The organism is Sulfuricurvum sp., assembly GCF_049277495.1.
Classification (GTDB): Bacteria; Campylobacterota; Campylobacteria; order Campylobacterales; family Sulfurimonadaceae; genus Sulfuricurvum.
Map to the genome: position 1 here is coordinate 1 of NZ_JBASYM010000019.1, position 20,338 is coordinate 20,338.

At 44.6% G+C, this 20,338-nt stretch carries 14 protein-coding genes and 1 tRNA gene; 6 read left to right on the forward strand and 9 right to left on the reverse strand.

The window, feature by feature from the left end; translation table 11 throughout:
- Window positions 1-28: 28 nt before the first annotated feature.
- Window positions 29-241, reverse strand: coding sequence for a 30S ribosomal protein S21 (gene rpsU / locus WAO38_RS04470; RefSeq protein ID WP_015652475.1), 213 nt, complete (start codon window positions 239-241; stop codon window positions 29-31).
- Between the two features lie 121 nt (window positions 242-362).
- On the opposite strand from rpsU, the gene WAO38_RS04475 reads away from it, so the two are divergent.
- Genes WAO38_RS04475 through WAO38_RS04485 form a run of 3 tightly spaced genes read left to right on the forward strand, consistent with a single transcriptional unit; the run spans window position 363 to window position 4,684 of the window.
- Window positions 363-2,027: a methyl-accepting chemotaxis protein gene (locus tag WAO38_RS04475; RefSeq protein WP_422234745.1), complete on the forward strand. Its 1,665-nt coding sequence runs from the start codon at window positions 363-365 to the stop codon at window positions 2,025-2,027.
- A gap of 29 nt (window positions 2,028-2,056) precedes the next feature.
- Complete coding sequence (gene dnaG, locus WAO38_RS04480) at window positions 2,057-3,700, forward strand: DNA primase (protein ID WP_422234747.1); 1,644 nt, start codon at window positions 2,057-2,059, stop codon at window positions 3,698-3,700.
- A 12-nt stretch (window positions 3,701-3,712) separates the two neighbouring features.
- On the forward strand, window positions 3,713-4,684 hold the full coding sequence (locus tag WAO38_RS04485; protein WP_422234749.1) for an argininosuccinate synthase domain-containing protein: 972 nt from the start codon (window positions 3,713-3,715) through the stop codon (window positions 4,682-4,684).
- Window positions 4,685-4,714: 30 nt separating this feature from the next.
- Here WAO38_RS04485 and WAO38_RS04490 read toward each other — a convergent pair whose 3' ends face one another.
- Window positions 4,715-4,978 carry a heavy-metal-associated domain-containing protein gene (locus tag WAO38_RS04490; RefSeq protein ID WP_422234751.1) on the reverse strand — a complete coding sequence of 88 codons (264 nt, stop codon included), beginning with the start codon at window positions 4,976-4,978 and terminating at the stop codon, window positions 4,715-4,717.
- A gap of 119 nt (window positions 4,979-5,097) precedes the next feature.
- On the opposite strand from WAO38_RS04490, the gene WAO38_RS04495 reads away from it, so the two are divergent.
- On the forward strand, window positions 5,098-5,790 hold the full coding sequence (locus WAO38_RS04495) for a sulfite exporter TauE/SafE family protein (protein ID WP_422234753.1): 693 nt from the start codon (window positions 5,098-5,100) through the stop codon (window positions 5,788-5,790).
- 1 nt (window position 5,791) lies between these two features.
- Here the strand turns inward: WAO38_RS04495 and WAO38_RS04500 are convergent, their stop codons facing one another.
- Window positions 5,792-6,580 (reverse strand): HDOD domain-containing protein, encoded by a 789-nt coding sequence (locus WAO38_RS04500; RefSeq protein ID WP_422234755.1) that lies wholly within the window; start codon window positions 6,578-6,580, stop codon window positions 5,792-5,794.
- 168 nt (window positions 6,581-6,748) lie between these two features.
- Here WAO38_RS04500 and WAO38_RS04505 point away from each other — a divergent pair, with 168 nt between their 5' ends.
- Window positions 6,749-7,171, forward strand: a complete 423-nt coding sequence (locus WAO38_RS04505) for a hypothetical protein (protein ID WP_422234756.1) — start codon at window positions 6,749-6,751, stop codon at window positions 7,169-7,171.
- A 7-nt stretch (window positions 7,172-7,178) separates the two neighbouring features.
- Here WAO38_RS04505 and WAO38_RS04510 read toward each other — a convergent pair whose 3' ends face one another.
- Window positions 7,179-7,829 carry a hypothetical protein gene (locus tag WAO38_RS04510; RefSeq protein WP_422234758.1) on the reverse strand — a complete coding sequence of 217 codons (651 nt, stop codon included), beginning with the start codon at window positions 7,827-7,829 and terminating at the stop codon, window positions 7,179-7,181.
- A 109-nt stretch (window positions 7,830-7,938) separates the two neighbouring features.
- Between WAO38_RS04510 and WAO38_RS04515 the strand changes: the two genes are divergently transcribed.
- Window positions 7,939-8,014: transfer RNA gene (locus tag WAO38_RS04515), tRNA-Ala, on the forward strand.
- 106 nt (window positions 8,015-8,120) lie between these two features.
- Here the strand turns inward: WAO38_RS04515 and WAO38_RS04520 are convergent.
- From WAO38_RS04520 to WAO38_RS04540, 5 genes are all read right to left on the reverse strand, one after another.
- Window positions 8,121-13,991 carry a VCBS domain-containing protein gene (locus WAO38_RS04520; protein WP_422234760.1) on the reverse strand — a complete coding sequence of 1,957 codons (5,871 nt, stop codon included), beginning with the start codon at window positions 13,989-13,991 and terminating at the stop codon, window positions 8,121-8,123.
- A gap of 287 nt (window positions 13,992-14,278) precedes the next feature.
- On the reverse strand, window positions 14,279-15,904 hold the full coding sequence (locus WAO38_RS04525; RefSeq protein ID WP_422234762.1) for a cadherin-like domain-containing protein: 1,626 nt from the start codon (window positions 15,902-15,904) through the stop codon (window positions 14,279-14,281).
- 257 nt (window positions 15,905-16,161) lie between these two features.
- Complete coding sequence (locus tag WAO38_RS04530; RefSeq protein ID WP_422234764.1) at window positions 16,162-16,779, reverse strand: response regulator transcription factor; 618 nt, start codon at window positions 16,777-16,779, stop codon at window positions 16,162-16,164.
- Window positions 16,779-18,155 (reverse strand): HlyD family type I secretion periplasmic adaptor subunit, encoded by a 1,377-nt coding sequence (locus tag WAO38_RS04535; protein ID WP_422234766.1) that lies wholly within the window; start codon window positions 18,153-18,155, stop codon window positions 16,779-16,781. The genes WAO38_RS04530 and WAO38_RS04535 overlap by 1 nt, the downstream gene beginning before the upstream one ends.
- Window positions 18,148-20,316 (reverse strand): type I secretion system permease/ATPase, encoded by a 2,169-nt coding sequence (locus tag WAO38_RS04540; protein ID WP_422234768.1) that lies wholly within the window; start codon window positions 20,314-20,316, stop codon window positions 18,148-18,150. Before WAO38_RS04540 ends, WAO38_RS04535 begins: the two co-directional genes overlap by 8 nt.
- Window positions 20,317-20,338 lie beyond the last annotated feature (22 nt).

Here is a 20,338-nt window from a genome sequence, read left to right on the forward strand (position 1 = left end):
TGTAACCCAAGCGCCGAAGCGCAAGAGATTACAGGCGAGATTCGTAACGTCGCATCATATACAAACGTTTTAACATCTTTTTGCGAGCGCTGATTTTGAACTGTTTACGTTTTTCAGTCTCTGTAACATGGTTACGACGAGCACGAGCTTCAGTAACAATCAGATTACGATCTGTTTGTTTCTTGAAACGGCGGTAAGCAGCATCAAAGTTATCATCTTGTCTAAGAACGATACCAGGCATTCACATCACCTACTTTCTATTTAAAATTTTTGAAACCGAATCATACCTGAATTTCATCGAAAAAGGAATCTTTTATCCTAATATAGGTTATCATTTATATATTGCATACGCGGAGTTTTGAATGAATCCACGCAGAACATTGATGTGGCTGGTCTTTGCCGGGATGATGATTCCCCCTGTAGTGTGGGTTTTTCTCCTTTTTTATTCACATCTTTTCACCCTCGAAGAGTTGGTCTCGATACTGGTTTCTATTCCGATGACCCTTTATATGGTCATTGCTACCTCGATCATGATTTTCGGGTTTAACCGTACCCTTGGCAAACTTGAGAGACTGATGAGCACGTCACAGAACCATGAAGAAGCGGCGGCCATCATCTCACGGCTTCCGTATTGGTTTTTAGTCGGGGAGATGCTCTACACTCTCTTAGGCCCTGCCGTCGTTCTTTCCGGGAAATCGTTTATTACGATTGAACGATTCGGATTGGCTGAATTCGCCGTATTGCCGTTGCTTCTGCTCTTTATCATTCCGGTATTTATTTTATTTGTCATCCGCCTCGAAGAGTGGACGGCCGATGTCCCGCTAAGCGAACACCATCCCTTTATATCATTTGGACGAAAAATGGTTCTCGCCATTTTTACCACGATCATCGGAAATATCGTTTTATTGGTTCTGCTGAATGCCATTTTGCTTTATGCGCTGCCTCATCTTGATCTTTCGACGCTGCTCGGTAAAAATATTGTCGTCGCCCTCATCGGGATCGTCATTTCTGCCCTGAATATGACCCTGCTCATCTCTCAGGTAACCCGTCCCGTCAAAAATCTCACCGATAATCTTAAAACGGATCTTTTTAATCTCACCAAATCGTTTCAAGGATTTACCCGGGATGAAACCGGCATTATGATGAGCAGTCTAAACCGCTTTGTTTCCGAAATGGAGCATGCGATTTCGCAATCTAAAACGATCGCAACCTCTAACCTCTCCGCCGCCCATACGCTTGATTCCATCAGTAAAGAGGTCAAAGATCGTGCCCATCAAGGCTACACCATCACCAACAAAACATCTGAACAAGCCCGATCCATTGAAATTATCGCCAATGAAGGGGTTGAGAGTTTATCCACTACCCTGCATACCATGAGCGGTGCTTTGACACAGCTGCATAACGGACGGCAGGAGTTATCCACACTGCTCGAAACGATTTCACACAGTACCCAGCTCGAAGCAGAACTTGCCGAAAAACTCAATAATCTCAATACGGAAGCGTCTCAGGTCAAACATATTCTTTCCGTCATCGGCGATATCGCCGACCAAACCAATCTGCTGGCGCTTAATGCCGCCATCGAAGCGGCACGCGCAGGGGAACACGGTCGAGGGTTCGCCGTTGTAGCGGATGAAGTACGCAAACTTGCCGAGAAAACCCAGTACAGCCTTATTGAAATCAATTCAACGATCAATATCATTGTCCAAAGTATCTCCGATGCAACCGATCAAATGCACCAAAACACCGATGCCCTTCAAAATGTCTCAACGATCTCTGAAAAAGTTGACCGAAATATCAATGAAACGGTTCAGGCGATGGAGCAGACTAACGCCCTCACCACCCAAAGCGTTAGCAATTCACAAACCATTGCCCGCCATATCGAGGATATGCTCTCCCATATTGATACACTGGGATCCATTACATCGGCCAATGACATCTCCATGCAAGAGCTCTCCGCTATCGTTCAGGCGATTGCCTCTTCGGCAAACGCACTTGATACTCAATTAGGACAATTTACGACACATTAAAATAAGCACCATTTTGCTAAAATATTATTATGATTACCCAAGATTCCATCGAGGCTCTCAAAGCCCGACTTGACATTGTTGATGTCGTAGGCTCCTACATTGAGCTCAAACGCGCAGGGTCGAGCTTCAAGGCTCCCTGCCCGTTTCACGATGAGAAATCTCCGAGCTTCACCGTCAATCCTTCGCGCCAAAAATATCACTGTTTCGGATGCGGCGCGGGAGGGGACTCTATCAACTTTGTCATGGAGTATGAAAAGCTCAGCTATCCCGAAGCCATTGAAAAACTGGCGGCCTCGACCAATTTTACCCTTCACTATACCGATAATGCCCACCAAAAAAAGCGTTCCAATCTTCTGGAAACCTTGAATGAGTGGTATCAAAAACTTCTCGAACAAAACCGCGTTGCACAAGATTATCTGCACGAGCGGGGTATCTATGCCTCGAGTATCGAACGATTCGGTATCGGATATGCTCCCGTATCGGGGGATACCCTCCGATTTTTAGAACAGCGTCGGCTCCCGACGTCCGAAGCAATCGAGCAAGGGGCAATCGGAAAAGGAGATGACGGAAGACTTTTTGCGAGGTTTATCGAACGGATCACCTTTCCGATCCACTCTACCAGCGGTGCCATCGTCGGATTCGGCGGACGGACGATCACCGGGCATCAAGCGAAATATGTCAATTCCTCCCAAAGTGCGATTTTTAACAAATCACGTCTCCTTTATGCCTATCATCTCGCCCGTGAAGCAATCTACCGCCGCCGAGAGATCATCGTCACCGAAGGGTATTTGGATGTCGTAATGCTCCATCAGGCCGGTTTTACTCATTCCGTCGCGACGCTGGGAACGGCACTGACCGCCGAACACCTGCCGCTGCTGCGCAAAGGCGAGCCGAAAATCTTTTTGGCGTATGACGGAGACAAAGCGGGACGGGCGGCAGCCTTTAAAGCCTCAAAACTGCTGAGCATGTCGGGATTTGACGGTGGAGTGGTACTGTTTGAAGGGGGGCTTGACCCTGCCGATATGATTAAAAACAATCAGATCGAAGCCCTTAATGCACTCCTGCACCGTCCGATCCCTTTTATCGAGTTTGTCATTTCCGAGACAATCAACAATTATGATCTTCAAGATCCGAAAGGAAAAGAGAGCGGGTTACATGAGACGATCGGTTTTCTCAAAACCCTCTCTCCGCTGCTCCAAGAAGAGTACCGGCCTCTTGTAGCCGCTAAACTCGGCATATCACCCTCACTGATACGGCTCGGAAACACCCAAAATACTCAGCATCAGCCGCTTCAGCTCTCCCATCACGATATTTGGGAACTGAGCTTTATCAAAACCCTGATCGAACGTCCTCACATCACCGATACGCTGCTCGACTTTATTGACGGGAGCCTCCTGCAATACCATGCGAGTGAATTTGAAGCGGCGCTGCAAGGGCGGTTTAACGATCCCCGCCTCAGCGCTCTGATGATGGATGATCGGATTCGGGTATTTGAGGGGGACGAGGGGATAAAGCTGGAACTTATTACCTTCTTGAACGCCCATTATAACCGTGAACTCAAGAAACTCACGACCCAAAATACGGTATCATTCGATCAAAAATCGTATTTAATACGTCAGATACGTGAAAAAATAGCGCGTCTTAAAAAAGGCGAATTAGTACCTCTGACCTAGACAAGGACTTCCATGAAAGCAATAGCCCTATTCAGCGGCGGACTCGACTCTACTTTGGCAATGAAACTGATCATTGACCAGGGAATCGAAGTAATCGCCTGTAATATCAATACCGGATTCGGTTCGACGAAAGACCGACTGGGTCACATGAAAAATATGTGTGAGCAAGTGGGTGCCGAATTTCGGAGTGTCGATATCCGTGATGAGTACATCCAAGAGGTGCTTTTTTCACCGAAATACGGTTACGGTAAAAACTTCAATCCCTGTATCGACTGTCATGGCAAAATGTTTGAAGTTGCGAAACGGAAAATGGAGGAGTGGGGAGCGAGTTTCCTCATCAGCGGCGAAGTGTTAGGACAACGCCCGATGAGCCAAAACCGTGAATCCCTCGATAAAGTACTCAACCTCAGCAATTGTGACGGCCTGCTTCTGCGCCCGATGAGCGCACAATCACTCGAACCGACGATTGCGGAACTCGAGGGGTGGGTAGATCGTGAAAAGCTCGAAAACATTGTTGGACGCAACCGCGACCGTCAGATGGAATTAGCCGAGTCCTTCGGTCTAAAAGATTACGAAGCACCAGGCGGCGGATGTTTGCTGACCGATGAGCATTTTTCCCGTAAGATTCGTGATTTTATCGCCCATGACACCTTCGAAGTTGCCGATATCCCGACTCTCAAATACGGTCGTCAGCTTCGACTTCCTGATGGGGCAAAACTCATCATCGGACGTGATGCGGACGATAACGCTATCTTAAAAACGATTGAAAATCGCAAATACATCCACATCGATACCGATCTGTTCGGTCCTCATTCGCTCATCTCTGCCAATGCAAGTGATAGCGATAAAATGTTGGCGGCAAAACTCATCCTAGCGTATTGTAAACAGAACTTCGAAGGGCCGCAGGTACTGGATTTCGGAGAAGAAAAGATCACGGCGGTCTGTGACCTTAGTCGCAAAGATGCGACGAAGTATTTTATTTAATCGATTACCATACCCATCAGGGTATGATGTTTATTTCGCTACAGAACAGCCATATCCCGCTTTTTTAACGGCATCGCACATTGCTTCTGGTTTGGTGCCATCGGAAGCTTTTACTTCTGCACGTCCTTCTTTGAGGTAGATACTTGCATCTTTGACCCCATTGACTTCATTCAAAGAGCCTTTGACATTCTTGACACACGCAGGACACATCATCCCCTCGATTTTCAAGTTGACCAGTTGATCAGCACTGGCAACGGCGATCAATGCTGTTAGCGAGAGTAGAACTTTTTTCATTCACGAATCCTTTAAATGATTTCATGCTATTGTTTCATAGAACTGTTAAATTTGTGTTAAACCTTAACACTGTTGTAACGATTATTCTTTAGACTGTTGATATTTTAGAAAAAGGTTTTATGATGCACGGTATTGAATGGTGGCTTATAATCTCAATAGCATTCGCCGGAAGCTTCGGCCATTGCATCGGGATGTGCGGCGGTTTTATCGTTGCCTACAGTTCAACCAAAATCGATGCTTCCATGAGCCGCGGAGCGCAGCTCATCCGTCATGGGGCCTACAATATCGGACGTGTCAGCTCCTACGTCACACTTGGGATGATTTTTGGAGGGATAGGCTCGCTGTTTGCCCTGAGTCTGGAACTGCATGGAGCATTGTTTATCTTTGCGGGAATCGTCATGATCGTCACGGCGCTGGGGATGTTCGGTCTCTCAAAACTGATCCATATACTGGAGCGTTCATTCTCAACCAATGCCCTTTTTAAAACGCTCTTTTCACGGCTGATCAAAAGTAAAAGCATCGGGAGCTTCTTTGCCCTCGGGGTAATGAACGGATTTTTCCCTTGCGGATTTGTCTTTTTCTTTGCTGCCAAAGCGGCCGCTTCGGCGTCCATTATCGACGGCGGGCTGATTATGGCGGCGTTTGGTCTCGCTACGGTTCCGACCTTGCTGGCACTAGGGCAGTCGGTGAGTTTTTTCAAAGAGATCGCTTTTCGTCAGACCATGAATCGTATCGCAGCGCTGGCAATTCTCATCTATGGTCTCTACAGTGTCTATTACGGGTTGGCTTATTTTTTCGATCTGCCGCTCTGAGTTATCGTTTCGCCGATTTAAGCGTCTCTACCGCTTCTTCAAATGCAGCACGGTTTAACCCGAAAACCTCAATCGCTTCTATTGCTTCCGTTATCCCCTGAGAGCTGAGAGTATCTCGTAAATTAATAGCTTTCGATACGGCATTTAATACCTGTGCATAAGGATTATGGGTTGCAGGATTAGAAATTTCTCTTAATACTTCGATAAGCGCTGTCTCGAAATTCCAATGTTCAAACATCATTGACGCTATCTCATAACTGCTCACTCCAAGATAGGACTTCTCAATCTCGATAATCGGCTGACCTTTTGCGATATCCTGTGAAAAGTTTTCTGACTTGCCGGCACTAATCACTTTGAGCGATGCGGGAAGTTTTCCTAATTCCATCAAAAAAGCACCGCTTTGCAATAACGGCAGCATCGTTTTATCCACATTACGATACCACTCTCGAACCAGTGACATTTGCAATGTCGACACTTTCGTTAAACCATCGATCGTAGCACCGTAAGGAGTTAAATCGATAGGAATGGTTTTCTTAATCGCATTGGCTGCCGCGAATCCGCGAATCATCGATATCCCAAACAGCATCACGGCTTGAGGAATGGATGATATCTCTTTACTCATCCCATATAGCGGGGAATTTACGGATTTTAGAATATTTGCACTCAGCATAGGATCACTTTCGATCACCCGTGCAAGTTCATCAATATCAGTATCAATATTCATGCATAATTCTTGAATCCGCACGATTGAAGCCGGAAGAGGAGGAAGGCTTTTTATCTCATCAACCATAATTGTTTCTCCTTATACCTGTATTGTTTAGTGCACCTCTATAGATTCCCTCTTAACGTGCATCATTAAACATAATTATTTTAGTTTACTCCGAGTCGTTTTAAAGCATTATTAGTTTGAGTAAATTAACGCTATACTAACTTTAACCATTTTTTTTGAGGAGTTAGTATGGCAGGAGTATTGTTTTCATTTTACAATTTTGCATCATTGATCGATCTCAATATCGGGATTTCGGATCGGTTGGATGAGAATCGGTCAGAAAGTTTTACCATTTTATTTTGCGATTTTTCGAAGATCTCACAAACGTTGATAGATACAAATCTTCCAAGCCTGCTTCGTACTTCGGATTCAATTGTCCATTGGGAACATTATTACTTTTTTGTCATGCCGTATACCGACCGGTACGGATGCGGAATCGTCAAGCGGATGATCGAAGATCTTTTTGCTGTGCCTATCCCCTCTGCGGCAGTCTGCTACCCTTCCAACGGAGAGCATGCAGACGAGTTGCTGGAATCCCTCCATCAAGAAGCAAAGAAAATACATAAAATTGATTTAGACTGCCTATATAGTGCGGCTAATAAAGAGCCTTAAGGCTCTTTTAGCGCTGTAAAGCGAGTGCGGGACGGAAAGTGTGATAAGGGGAGTTCTTATAATATTCGATTGCTTCAGAAATATCACTCTTGCGGGCTAGATTTCGGTCGTATAGGTATACCGTAGTTGAGTTTTCACAAGGCTGGACTTTACACGGTTCCATTTTCATCTCAGTTTGAACCATAGGTGCAGTTGCAACGGCAGTCGGAGCTTCAGTTACTGCAGCCGTCTCTTTTGATACTGCCTGTGCAACAACAGCTACTTTCTCTGCCGAGGTCATTACAGCATCCTCTTGTTTTGGAACCGTAACAGAACTATTTGCATCATTCATCGCCATAGCACTCATCGCATGTTTACTTTCACATACTGCCGGAATCACTCGTTTTAACGGACGGACAAATGCGTCTTTACTAATCGCTTTGGCTTTTTGAATATCTGTTTTTGCCGCTTTTGGGGTAGGATACTTACCGACCGTTACGATATTACAATCCCCCTCTTTTATTTGTGCAGAAGAAAGAGCACTTTTTTTCACTTTTTTTTCAAAAGCGGGAGTGATCGAGCTCTCTTTGAGAGCACTAATCGTTTGAATCGTATATTCCTCCGCACTCAACACTACACCGGTCACACTTAACATCATAATTAGGGCTAAATTTTTCATACCTCTATATCGACATGTTAAGAATAAAACTTTACCCGAGACCATCTCTTTTGCATTCACATTGACATTTAAGAGCGCACGCCGTATAATTCTGCTCCTATCATCTTTAGGGCCCTTAGCTCAGCTGGGAGAGCGCGTCGCTGGCAGCGACGAGGTCAGCGGTTCGATCCCGCTAGGGTCCACCAAATTTCCATCTCTTCATTAACGAATCAAAATCCAAGTAACAATCATAAAAACAAATGGGTATTTTAAAAAAAGCAGGTATAGAGCCGAAGCTCTATCGTGTGAAGGTTAAGGAATAATATCTACATTAACACCATCTTGGATATTGAGGGTGGCATCCGTACTGACATACACATTGTATTCAACTCCACCAATATCTGTAGAACCACTAGCGCTCCAATCACTTCCTGCGAGTCCTACAGTATCACCGCCATCCCCTGTGATTTGCAGAGTATTGCTATCACTCGTAATATTTACCACATCGGCAGCGGTAACATTTGTGATGGTGTGATCTCCATTGGTAAGATCAAGGGCTTCGATATTACTGATCTGAAGATTGCTCAGATTACTAAAATCGATATTGTGATTACCGCTTAGCATTACGGTATCATACCCTTCTCCCCCATTGACAATGCCGTCTTCGCTGTCGATGACAAGGGTATCGTTGCCTATATCGCCATACATGCTATCCTCTCCTGCACCACCGATCAGCACATCATTTCCATCACCGCCATAGAGGGTGTCACTGCCATCCCTGCCTTCCAGATGGTCATTTCCGGCATAGCCATAAAGTGTATCATCGCCACTGCTACCTAAAATAACATCATCACCACTCGTTCCATACACATCTCCAGATCCGCTGATCGGTGTCGGTTCTGTATAGGTACTGTCCGTAATATTGATGACCAAACTTGCCGTATCGCTGTCACCGTCAGGTTGAGTCAGCATATAGGTAAAGGTCTCTGTATTACCAACGGCATCACTATCAGGTGTATAAACATAGGAACCGTCGCTGTTGATGACTAAAGTACCATACGCCCCGGCTATCGTGGTCACAGTATCTACCGGAATATAGGTAAAGCCGTTGAATACGCTCAATTCAGCCCCTTCAGAGCCTTGAGAATCCACTGCATGCCATACATCACTGCTGGAAATGAGCGTGTTCGGATCGGTAAGGATATTACCGGCAGCCGCGATAATACTGGTTTGGATGATATCTTCTCCCGGTACGATTAAGCGGATATCATCAAGATACAGTCTGGAATTACCGCTTCCTCCCCCATCGTTAACTTTAAAATAGATACGATAATTTCCCGTGTTCAAAAGACCGGAAGTAATAGTTTGCTCCCCTGAAGTGGCCGCAGTGAGAGAACCCGAATTCCCGGAACCGGATACGGCGACCCAGTTACCTCCGACTTGTTTATACAATTGCCACGACACATTATCAGAAGCATTGGCGTCTCCTCGTGCATAATCAAATTGTAGCATCGTACCATTGTTTGCTACCGTGAAAACAGGTGTTAACAATTTTGCTTCGCCGGGAGCTGATCCGTTATTGTCCTGAATTACAAGACGATGGCTTTCAATCTGTGCATCAAAGCTATTTGAATTTTGTGTGCCTACAACCCACTTATTGGTATGACCGGAAACGGCTGAATTGAAAGATAAATCACCCCAATCATATACCGATTTGGTTCCTCCCGAATGATCATAGATCCACGGATTATAGTCATCCCCGCTCGGAGTTTGGCCTGTTTGGAAATCGGCCAACATTTGTGTGGTCGGTGTACCAGGTATCGTTACCTGAACAATTTGAGCCCCATTCTCATTGTCATAAGCATACACTTCACTGCTGTCGGTCGTAGTCAACGTCATATGCCCAACAACACCATCGCCGTCTGCGTCAACGGCAGTATAAGTGACGATACCGCTCGCGTCATATTTCACATCTGTAGAACCGGTAAAAATATAATCTCCGTTTCCATAAATCGTAACGGTACCCGCACTGTTTTCCAACGTAAAGGTATGTGAATCACTCGCTGAACTGAAATTATAGGTATCCCCGTTGACCGTTGCTGTTGATATAGGCGTTTCACCCCATCCATCAGCACCAGGAACTGCGTTATCGAGCAAGTTCCCTTCTACGGTATTAGGGGTGTGGGTAATACCGACAAGGGTATCGCCGAGTTCTGTAACATTGAGTACTATAACATTGGCATCGTCAGCTCCCGTCGTATAGGTTGCCGCCGTTTCCGAGCTTGTCCAGGCAATCGGTTCCAAATAATTGCTATCACCCGCTGTGATAGTCCCAAATCCGATTGCATACGATTCGGCAAAACCATTATCCTGTAAAAATTGAATCCACGCAGCCTCTTCGCCAGAGCTAATACCGATAGTTCCCGGTTCTTCATTCGGTTCGCCGTCACTCATAAACACAGAAATCAATCGATTGCCGCCGGTTGGGGCTGTAAAATTACTCATAACCGTATTTAAAGCTGCATCGTAATCCGTCCCTCCGCTATAAAACCAGCTCGTATAAGCGCTATATACATGATCCACTGCGTCCATAGCAGCCGCAATACCATCAGGCGTAGTAACGTCATACCAATGACCGCCAGTATCGTAATTAGTTTCAACACTGCCGTTTTTTGCAAATGAAGCAATAAAGACGGAATGGACATGACCGCTATTTAATAGATCGAGGACCCCCGCTTTAACCGATTCTATGCTGCTATTCATACTGCCGGAGCGGTCTAGAATCAATACAACATTATCCTGCGCACTTGAAATAGAACTTTCTTCAACGGAAACGGAAGGATCAACAATATTCACTGTCGGCATATCATCTTCGATAGTGATTTCAAGATCCGCATTGGCACTGCCTCCTTTGCCATCGGTAACCGTAACATGGACCCCAAATGAAAGGGTATCTTCTATCGAGCTAATCGGATGATCAATAACCCCTTTAAGTGTTACTTCATAATGCCCGGTATTATCTACCGCAATGGTAACTACTTCAGAGCCATTAGCAGAACCGACCAATGTTCCCGTACCGACACCTTGCCATGTGATTGTTTCGCCGCCCGACGTCATCGCTTCAGAAGGTGCCGAGAGATGGACATGTAACGTACCGCCATCTACATCGCTGAACCCCATAGAACCCTCTGCATATACGGCATTAGTAGTATCATCGCCTGCAGGAAGGGTATCTGCGATACCGCCTGCAAGCCCCTCTTCCGAAAGATTGAAAGCTACTGTTGCATTTTCGATTGTCGGAGCATCATTAGTACCGATGATTTTAATGACTAAATAGGCGGTATTGGATGTTGCACCGTTTTCATCGGTCGCCATATAAGGAATACTCAGAAACTTGATTTGACCTTTACTCAAATAATCATAGCTATCGGCATCAAAAGTATAAGTTCCGTCTTCATTGAACGTCAAACCTGTAGGTGCATCGTGCAGCAATGAATAGGTCAGCGTACTCGTTTCCCCTTCATCGATATCTATTGCATGAACTTGACCGCCCACGCTTGCATCTTCGTATACGATATTCCACCCGCCATATGCAAACGGACTGTCATTTACCCCTATGATGGTGACTGTGACCGTTGATGATGAAGTAGCCCCTGAATCATCAATCATGGTGTAATTGAGGATAATATCTTTAGAATCGCCTACGTTTAGACTTTGGTTTAATGCCCAAGTCGGGATATATTTGATTGTATCTGTATGTGGATCGATCCATGCAATACCATTTGCCCATCCGCCTTCAACGGAGACGCTAACGAGATTGAAATTAGACGGATTGTCACCCGAATCAACATCGGTATCATTACTCAATGCATCAATACTCAGCACACCGAACCAATCTTCGCTGACCTCTACACTGTCAGGATGGGCAACCGGCGCGTCATTAGTTCCTGCAATATTAATCGTCAATGTCGCACTCGCGAATTTATCGCCATCGGTAATAGTATAGGAAAACACTTCCTGTACATGATCACCTTCATTTAGACTATTGACATTCTCTTGCTCGTTATGAAGCACATAGATATAAGCACCATTCTCGTACATATAAAGGGTACCATATTCACCGACACTACTGAAATTGGCATCCGGAAACATTGAAGGAGAATCACTTTCTCCTGATTCCACATTTTGGGAAACGACGCTGACAACACTCAACAGCGTATTGTCAACATCGCTGTCCGGTCCCTGCGGCGTGTCAGGATTACCAATACCTTCGATGACATTTCCACTGCTCATCGTTTGGAAATAGTAGCCTTCTTCACCATTAAAAACCAATGGGAAATCGGCTTGGGCAATATTATAAACAGGAAGTTGGCTATATTCGTCTTCTGTAATAGTATTGAAATCATCCCATGCGACAGGAGCATCATTGGTCCCCTGGATCGTTACCATCAATGTAGCTGAATCTGTTTTGGCTCCGCCGGGCTCATTATCACTGATCGTGTAGCTGAAACTTTCACTCAGGGTATCGCCGACATTAAGACTGTCGACCAATCCGGCATTCTCATGCTCAGAGCCAGGTTCATATGGGGTATAAGTAAATTCACCATTCGATTGCATGACAAGTGTACCGTATAGACCATAAACAATTATCGAACCATCTCCCTGAGGCACTGCTTCACCGCTAACACTGATAACACTCAGGCTACTATGGTCATTGTCGACATCATAATCATTCGCCAGAACATTCCCTTCTGCCGGAATAACGGCATCAGTCTCATTCCCCTCCATTGCATTAATCAACTCGCCAATTGTCATATTCGTATCAAGGAAATCATTAATCGCTCCAACAGATGCTCCTGCATTGGTCAAAGAGTAAGTCATACCACTTGATCCAACACTACCGATAGACAAAACATCCAGCAAACTTCCACCACTCATATTGGAGATCACCAGAGCAGAATCGACTCCAGTATCCCCAAAGTCGATGGTACCGAATGTAACGGTATGGGCACCACTATCAGAAAAGGTAATACTGAATGTCTGTAATCCTGAACTTCCGTAGTCACCTACCATGGAGACGTTACTCAGAAGCTGAAGGTCACCGTTATCAACGGCAACAAAGGCAAAATCATTATACGGCATATAATCGGCCGCATTGAACTGCCAATTAAATGTAACCGTTTCTCCTGCTTCGGCCTGAATAACAAATTTTACTGCTGCACCTTCCGTCGGCGATGTCGAAATATCACTCAAAGCGGCATCCGAATCATAAGAGACATTTTGGCCACCCTCACTTACTGCAACAGGAGCATCATTGCTACCGTTTACAGTGATGGAAAGAGTCGCTGTATTGGTCAATGATCCGTCGCTGACCGTATAGGTAAAGCTCTCTTCTACCGAATCCCCGATATTAAGCGCATCAACCGCTCCATTTGCGTTGTCAATGGTATACGTATATTCACCGGTCTCACCGTTTACCACCAAAGTACCGTATTTACCAACAACCAAGAAATTACCACTACCGTCTGTTGTTGTGATATTGGACGTATCATCCGAACTAATGCCAATGACATCCATATCCGTCGGCGGCGTAGGCATCCCGTCGTCGCTATCGTTGGCAAGCAAGTTTCCCGTCGCCGGTACCGAAACATCATACTGACTTTCCCCGCCGCTTCCCTCTTCGACCGCGACTCCGGCATCATCAAACGCTATCGGGGCGGCGTTTTGAATATCTAAAGCATCCGGGTCCAATGTCACGGCAAACGGACTGCTCTCCGTACCGGTCAGATAACTGCTGGGATTTCCTCGTCCGTCTGCACGCACGACAAAATCGGCACCTGCATTCGATTCACTGACGACTTCATTACCGGCTGCCGTTTCGCCTGCTTCCGTCTGATCCTCACCCTCTGCAATCGCTTGTCGCAATGCGTCCACATCTAGAGATTCCCCTTTTTCCAATCCGGCAAAGACTGAACTGTCAAGCAAAATCTCATCGTAACCGTTTAGGTTGAGAGTACGGCCTCCTTCGAGGGCTAAAGTAACAGTTGAATCTGCGCCTAATGCATAAACCATTTCGTTTGCATGGAGAGTATCACCTACTTTTAAAATTACCAACTCGCCATCTACTGTTTTGACGGCTGCTTTTCCGTGGATAGATTTAACAGTACCAATTACCTTTGCCATAATGGACTCCTTCTCTTTAATTGATTCCATTGTAACACTATAAGAAATACCAATACTATTGTACTTTGGTCCAAGTTTGAATATTTATATTGTACTTAGGTCCAATCAATAAGAAATTAGATTAAACTAAAAACGTTTTTAGTGAATCCGCGCAGGATCAAAATCGACAGTTCGATCCTGTTTGGATTCAGCAATTTTTTTCTCTTCATTGACAAATCAAGTAACAATAATAAAAATAATGGGAGTGTTAAAAAAAAGTGGTGATAGAGCCGAAGCTCTACCGAAAGTTATGGGATAATGTTGATGTCAGCATCGATATGCAAGACAACTTCTGATCCTTCAAAATTGCCTACATAAGCGTTATATCCATCAAGATTGGCAGAAGCCTCCGCATCAAGGGAAAATCCATTAAGCTGAACTTTATCATCCACTTCTCCAGAAATTCTCAGATAATTATCACTATCTGTCATATCCAAAACATTTTGAGGAGTAATATTCACGAGTTCTTTACCGCCATCTTTGAGATCAAGATGTTCTATATTAACAAGCTTGCTACTGATATTATCAAAATCTATGGCAGTGCTTCCTGCACCGGAAAGGACGACTGTATCGTAACCGACTTCACCATCATAATTCATCAACTCGTTAATATCGATTCCAATAATATTATCGGCATTCGTGCTCCCTCCGACAATATTTACGGTTACGGTTGCAGTATCCGTTAAACTTCCATCACTCAGAATATAGGTGAAAGTATCCGTAGCCGTTTCACCTGCCCCAAGATAATCAAATCGGCCAGCCGGATCGTATGTAATATTTCCATCCCCATCCATCGAAACATTTCCGATTGTACCCGTTATATCGAAATCCACTATATTTAACGCATCTCCGTCACTGTCGCTATCATTTGCGATTAATGTATCTTCAGGGATAATCAATGGAACGTTTTGATTGACTATTAAATCATTTTCCCACCCTGGCGTGCTGACGGTAAGAGAATCAATGAAATAATTTGTATGGTCACCTTCTCCCGTTCCAATAATCAGGGTATCAAATACCTTGCCATCAGTATATATAGACAATGTCGCATCATTTGCGGACGCTTCAAATGTACCGGATGCGACGATGGCTGAACCTAACATCGCCTGCCATGTCAGCATATCTGTACCGGTATGGGCCGTATTAAAGCTGCTCAATGTCACGTCAGCCGATTGCACAAGCTCCTTAAACTCAAATTTGATTCCTTCATCTGTCCCATCATTGTCAATCAATGGAGAATCTGGATTTGAGCCGCGTACTCCTAATTTTCCATTCCCGTTATTAATGTCAAGCTCACCGCCGATCGCAGTGATTGTTACAACATTAGAGTTCCACGAGTCTTTTCCTCCCCCTAACTGGATAGAGACACCCGGCCCTTCAGTATGAATGGTATACGTTTCATTCGGAGATGTAAAATTATCACCTACGGCATCCGGCGGATTATTTTCCCCACCTTCATTTCCTCCACCTTCATCTCCTCCACCTTCATCTCCTCCACCATTATCCGTTGGAACAATTGCATCTTCACGTATTATGTTGTCATCCGGTTCCAATGTCACGGCAAACGGACTGCTCTCCGTACCGGTCAGATAACTGCTGGGATTTCCTCGTCCATCTGCACGCACGGCAAAATCGGCACCTGCATTCGATTCACTGACAACTTCATTACCGGCTGCCGTTTCGCCTGCTTCCGTCTGATCCTCTCCTTCTGCAATCACTTGTCGCAATGCGTCCACATCTAGAGATTCCCCTTTTTCCAATCCGGCAAAAACAGAGCTGTCCAGTAAAATTTCATCGTAACCGTTTAAGTTAAGAGTGCGACCTCCTTCGAGATCTAATGTAACGGTCGAATCAGCGCCTAATGCATAAACCATTTCGTTTATATGGAGAACATCACCGACTTTTAATGTTACTAACTCACCATCCACTGTTTTGACGGCTGCTTTTCCATGTATAGATTTAACAGTACCAATTACCTTTGCCATAATGGACTCCTTCTATTTGATTACGTTCATTGTAGCATCATAAGAAATACCAATACTATTGTACTTTGGTCCAAGTTTGAATATTTATATTGTACTTAGGTCCAATTAATAATAAATTAGATCAAACAGAAAACATTTTTGGTGAATTAGCGCAGAATCAGCGCAAGGGAAAGACGATCTGTAATATGAAGTTTTTCAAAGATAGAGGTAATGTGTGCTTTAACGGTGCGTATCGTGATTTGTGCCCGTTCCGCGATCTCATTGTTATTGAGACCTTGTGCAACATATTCGGCAACTTCCATTTCCCGTTTGCTAAGGAGACTGAGGCGGGGGTCCTCCTTTTTCTCATTGTGCGGTTGATAGGTCTCTTTAATCAAAACATCCAGAAACTGGGGATAAAGCCAGATATTTCCGTCACTGACGACATCCATGGCATGAGTCAGATGCGCCCTGTTAAGATAACTGTTGCCATATCCTTTAACTCCCATACGCAGCATGGCGATCCCCTCTTGATATTTCGGGACGTCGCTCAAAAGGAGGATATTAGCATGCTGAAATTGATAATGTATCGTTTTGAGAAACTTTGCGATATCACTTTTCATCGAATTATTATGAAGGAGAAGGGTACTCTTCGGATGTTGTTCAAGTGCGCTAAGACAAGTATCTTCATCCTGACAGACGATAATTTCGTATTCGTTTTGAAGGGCTTCTTTCCACTCTTGAAGAATAGAATCACGTGCGGTATACGTCAATACGGTTTTCATCAGTGTTCCCCTAATGCGTTCTGTTTAACTTTTAGAATCGGTTTAAGGATAAAATCCATCACTGTTTTTTTACCGGTTAAAATATCGACATCGACCGTCATCCCGGGCATAATATCCAGCGGCTTCCCATCTTTCACTAAAAAACTTTTATCCGTTGCAATCTTTACCAAGTAAAAACTGTTTCCGCGATCATCGGTAATCGTATCGGCACTGACGTGTTTTACTTTCCCTTTCAGTCCTCCGTAAATCGAAAAATCATACGCACTGAATTTAACATTAGCACTTTGTCCCGGATAGATATAAGCGATATCAGAAGGTTTGATTTTTACCTCGACCATCAAAACATCATCCTGCGGAACGATGTCTAGCAAATCCATACCCGGTTTGACGACTCCTCCGATCGTATTGATCAAAATCTGATTGATCGTTCCGTTTACCGGAGAACGGACGATCGTTCGATCTACCCTGTCCGCGAGGACTGATTCCGTCTCTTTAATCTGCTGAATCTCGGCAGTAACCGCATTGAGATCCTGCTTCGCTTTGTTGCGAAACTCATACACAACCTCCATCCGTCTTTTTCGCAGTTCCCCGATATTTCCCATAATTCTGGCAATTGTATGTTCTGTGGCATCATAATCTCCCTTGATCATCGTAGCCTGCCGTTTCATCTGCAAGAACTGCACTTCCGAAACGACATTATTCTTTGTCAAAGGTTCGGTAATGGAAAGTTCTCTGGAAATAAGATCATAGGCATTTTTGAGTTCGGTACGTTTGGACTTACTCTCAAGCAATTCATTCTCTTTCTGGGAGATCTGAGAATCTATGATCGCGACACTATTGGAAAGTTGGCTTTGATTGGACATATGGAGATTTGCTTCTTGTGAAACAAGCATAGACATTCCATTGCGCTCAGACTCCGGAATCGTAAAGCTTTGGCCGCTTGCTTCTGCTCTGAGGCGATACATCTTAGCCTTTAGCTCATTGATTTTGAGCTGTTTTTCATTGTAAGAACCGGTAAACCCGACATCCTGAATTTTCATCAGAGGCTGCCCCTTCTTAACACGGGCCCCCTCCTTCACATAAATTTCAGAGAGGATACCCCCTTCGAGATTTTGTATGGTCTGGATTCTTTGAGAAGGGATAACCTTTCCCGATCCGCGCGTCCGTTCATCAATCTGTGCAAAACTGCTCCACACGATCAGCCATAAAATCCCGATAGAAGCGAGCCAGACCGCAATATGAGATTTTGAGGTCTGCTGCTCCAATACCGCGGCACTGAGACTGGACATGTATTCGATGTCTTCAGGGGAATAGTGCGGATGCACTTCCGTCGTATTATCAGGAGTTTCCGTTTGTAAAGGGTTGATCTTATTCATTGGATTGGCTCACTTTTGCATTGTTTCTCATCAACGCCGACATTACTTCCTGCTTAGATCCATCCAGAACGATCTTGCCTCGATCAAGGACGATGATACGGTTAACCATTTTCAGCATTCGGGTATCGTGCGTCGAGAGAAGCAGTGTTTTATCTTTAGTATTTTCGTTGATCTTTTGAATCATGCGCAAAAGACAACTTTCATCCATCGAATTTCCCGGCTCATCCAGCAGCAAAATCGGTGCGTCCACTAAAAATGCCCGCGCAATTCCGATACTCTGACGCTGTCCTCCTGAGATGCCGTCTCCGCGTTCGCGTACCGGCATATCAAACCCTTTCGGATGGTACTGAACAAACTCATCGACTCCACCGATTTTAGCCGCTCGTATGATGGCACCGTCATCGGCATAAGGGGCTTTAGAGACGATATTGGATTTTACCGTCCCTCTAAAGAGCGTGATGTCTTGAGCCACATACCCGATATTTTGGCGTATATCGGCAGGATCAATTTGATTGATATCGATATTATCCATCAAAACAGACCCTTTATCCGGAGTATAAAGCCCTAACAGGAGTTTTAAAACCGTCGTCTTTCCGGATCCTATCTTGCCGATAAAGGCGACATGCTCGCCCGGATGGATTGTGAATGAGAGGTTCTCAAAAATAGGAGCCGTCTCATTAGGATAGGTAAAAGTAACGTCACGAAATTCAATAAGGCCTGAGAATTTGCTAAATCGAAGGAACTCTTTTTCCGCAGGGCGTTCCTCAGGAAGATTCATAATATTATCAAGCGTCTTATACGCGGTTTTAGTGTGCTCGTAATTTGCCGAGAGAGAAGCAACCTGCCCCATTGGGGCCAATGCACGGGAGGAAAGGATCACAACGGCAATCAGTCCCCCCATTGTCATTTCAAGCTCTTTAATGAGGTAAACACCTGCGATCAAGATGAATACATTACTCAGCTGGATTAAAAATGAAGTGACACTCCCTAAAGAGTTGGAAAGAACCCGGGAAGTCAGCCCCTTGGATGCGACATCCCCCGTCGCCTCTTCCCAAATATATTGGGAATGGTTGCTGATACCCATCGTTCGGATCGTTTCAAGCGCATTCAGGCTTTCAATCAATACGGCATTTTTATTGGCACTGGCATGATACGTACTCTCGACACTGCGCTGCAGCGATCCTTTGATAGCCAGAGCATACGCCATAATCAGAAAAATAAATACAATAGGGATAATACTGATAATCCCGCCGATTATGTAAATCACCACGATAAAAATGATGGTAAAAGGGAGATCGATCACCAGAGCCAGTGTTGATGTCGCCAAAAAAGAGCGGATACTGTCAAACTCTTTAAGATTATTGGCAAATGATCCCACCGATTCAGGGATATTGGAAAATTTAAGATTCATCACTTTCTGAAAAAGTATGGATGAAATAATGACATCGCTCTTTTTTGCAGCTATTTCTAAAAAATAAGAACGCGCAAATTTCAAAATGATATCAAGGAAATAGACGACGACGACACCTAAGGCCAAGACATAAAGCGTTTCCGTAGCATCGTTAGGGACAACCCTGTCATACACATTCATGGTAAAAAGAGGACTGGCGAGGACAAAAAGATTGATCACCAAGGAAGCAATAATGACATCCGCATAGATTTTTCTCGAATACTTCAGTGATCCCCAAAACCAGGATTCTTTTTGCATATGGATCAGCGGATCCACGAACTGATGAAAACTCCTGCTTTTTTTAAGATAAAAAGCAAAACCAAGATACTGTTTTTCTAGCTCTTTCAGCTCAACCCACTGCTCAACACCCTCTTCGTCTTCGGGCAATATGATAAATGCTCCGCCCTGCTCCAGATCAATTTTTTCCAGAATACAGGCATTTTGATCTTTTAAAATAAGAATCACCGGAAGGACAAGGGGAGAAATATCGGCCAACGTGCGCTGAACTATTTTGGATTTAAACCCGGCTCTGGCCGAAGCGCGTGAAAATACCGCTTTTGAATTATTGAGAGAAAACATTTCCGCCGTTGCCTTACCCGGGGCAACCGGCAAATCTGCCGTCAAGGCTTCAACACTAAATGATTTTCCATAACGTTTTGTAAAAATCGATAAAGTTACCAATAACGGGTCGATTTTGGCATATTTCAGCATAATATCCCTTTTGGCTAACTAA

Coding starts and splice junctions, on each gene's coding strand:
- WAO38_RS04475 (WP_422234745.1), top strand. CDS start 363: ATGAATCCACGCAGAACATTGATGTGGCTGGTCTTTGCCGGGATGATG.
- WAO38_RS04505 (WP_422234756.1), top strand. CDS start 6,749: ATGGCAGGAGTATTGTTTTCATTTTACAATTTTGCATCATTGATCGAT.
- WAO38_RS04495 (WP_422234753.1), top strand. CDS start 5,098: ATGATGCACGGTATTGAATGGTGGCTTATAATCTCAATAGCATTCGCC.
- WAO38_RS04485 (WP_422234749.1), top strand. CDS start 3,713: ATGAAAGCAATAGCCCTATTCAGCGGCGGACTCGACTCTACTTTGGCA.
- WAO38_RS04530 (WP_422234764.1), bottom strand. CDS start 16,779: ATGAAAACCGTATTGACGTATACCGCACGTGATTCTATTCTTCAAGAG.
- WAO38_RS04540 (WP_422234768.1), bottom strand. CDS start 20,316: ATGCTGAAATATGCCAAAATCGACCCGTTATTGGTAACTTTATCGATT.
- WAO38_RS04535 (WP_422234766.1), bottom strand. CDS start 18,155: ATGAATAAGATCAACCCTTTACAAACGGAAACTCCTGATAATACGACG.
- WAO38_RS04520 (WP_422234760.1), bottom strand. CDS start 13,991: ATGGCAAAGGTAATTGGTACTGTTAAATCTATCCACGGAAAAGCAGCC.
- WAO38_RS04510 (WP_422234758.1), bottom strand. CDS start 7,829: ATGAAAAATTTAGCCCTAATTATGATGTTAAGTGTGACCGGTGTAGTG.
- WAO38_RS04500 (WP_422234755.1), bottom strand. CDS start 6,580: ATGGTTGATGAGATAAAAAGCCTTCCTCCTCTTCCGGCTTCAATCGTG.
- dnaG (WP_422234747.1), top strand. CDS start 2,057: ATGATTACCCAAGATTCCATCGAGGCTCTCAAAGCCCGACTTGACATT.
- WAO38_RS04525 (WP_422234762.1), bottom strand. CDS start 15,904: ATGGTTTATGCATTAGGCGCTGATTCGACCGTTACATTAGATCTCGAA.
- rpsU (WP_015652475.1), bottom strand. CDS start 241: ATGCCTGGTATCGTTCTTAGACAAGATGATAACTTTGATGCTGCTTAC.
- WAO38_RS04490 (WP_422234751.1), bottom strand. CDS start 4,978: ATGAAAAAAGTTCTACTCTCGCTAACAGCATTGATCGCCGTTGCCAGT.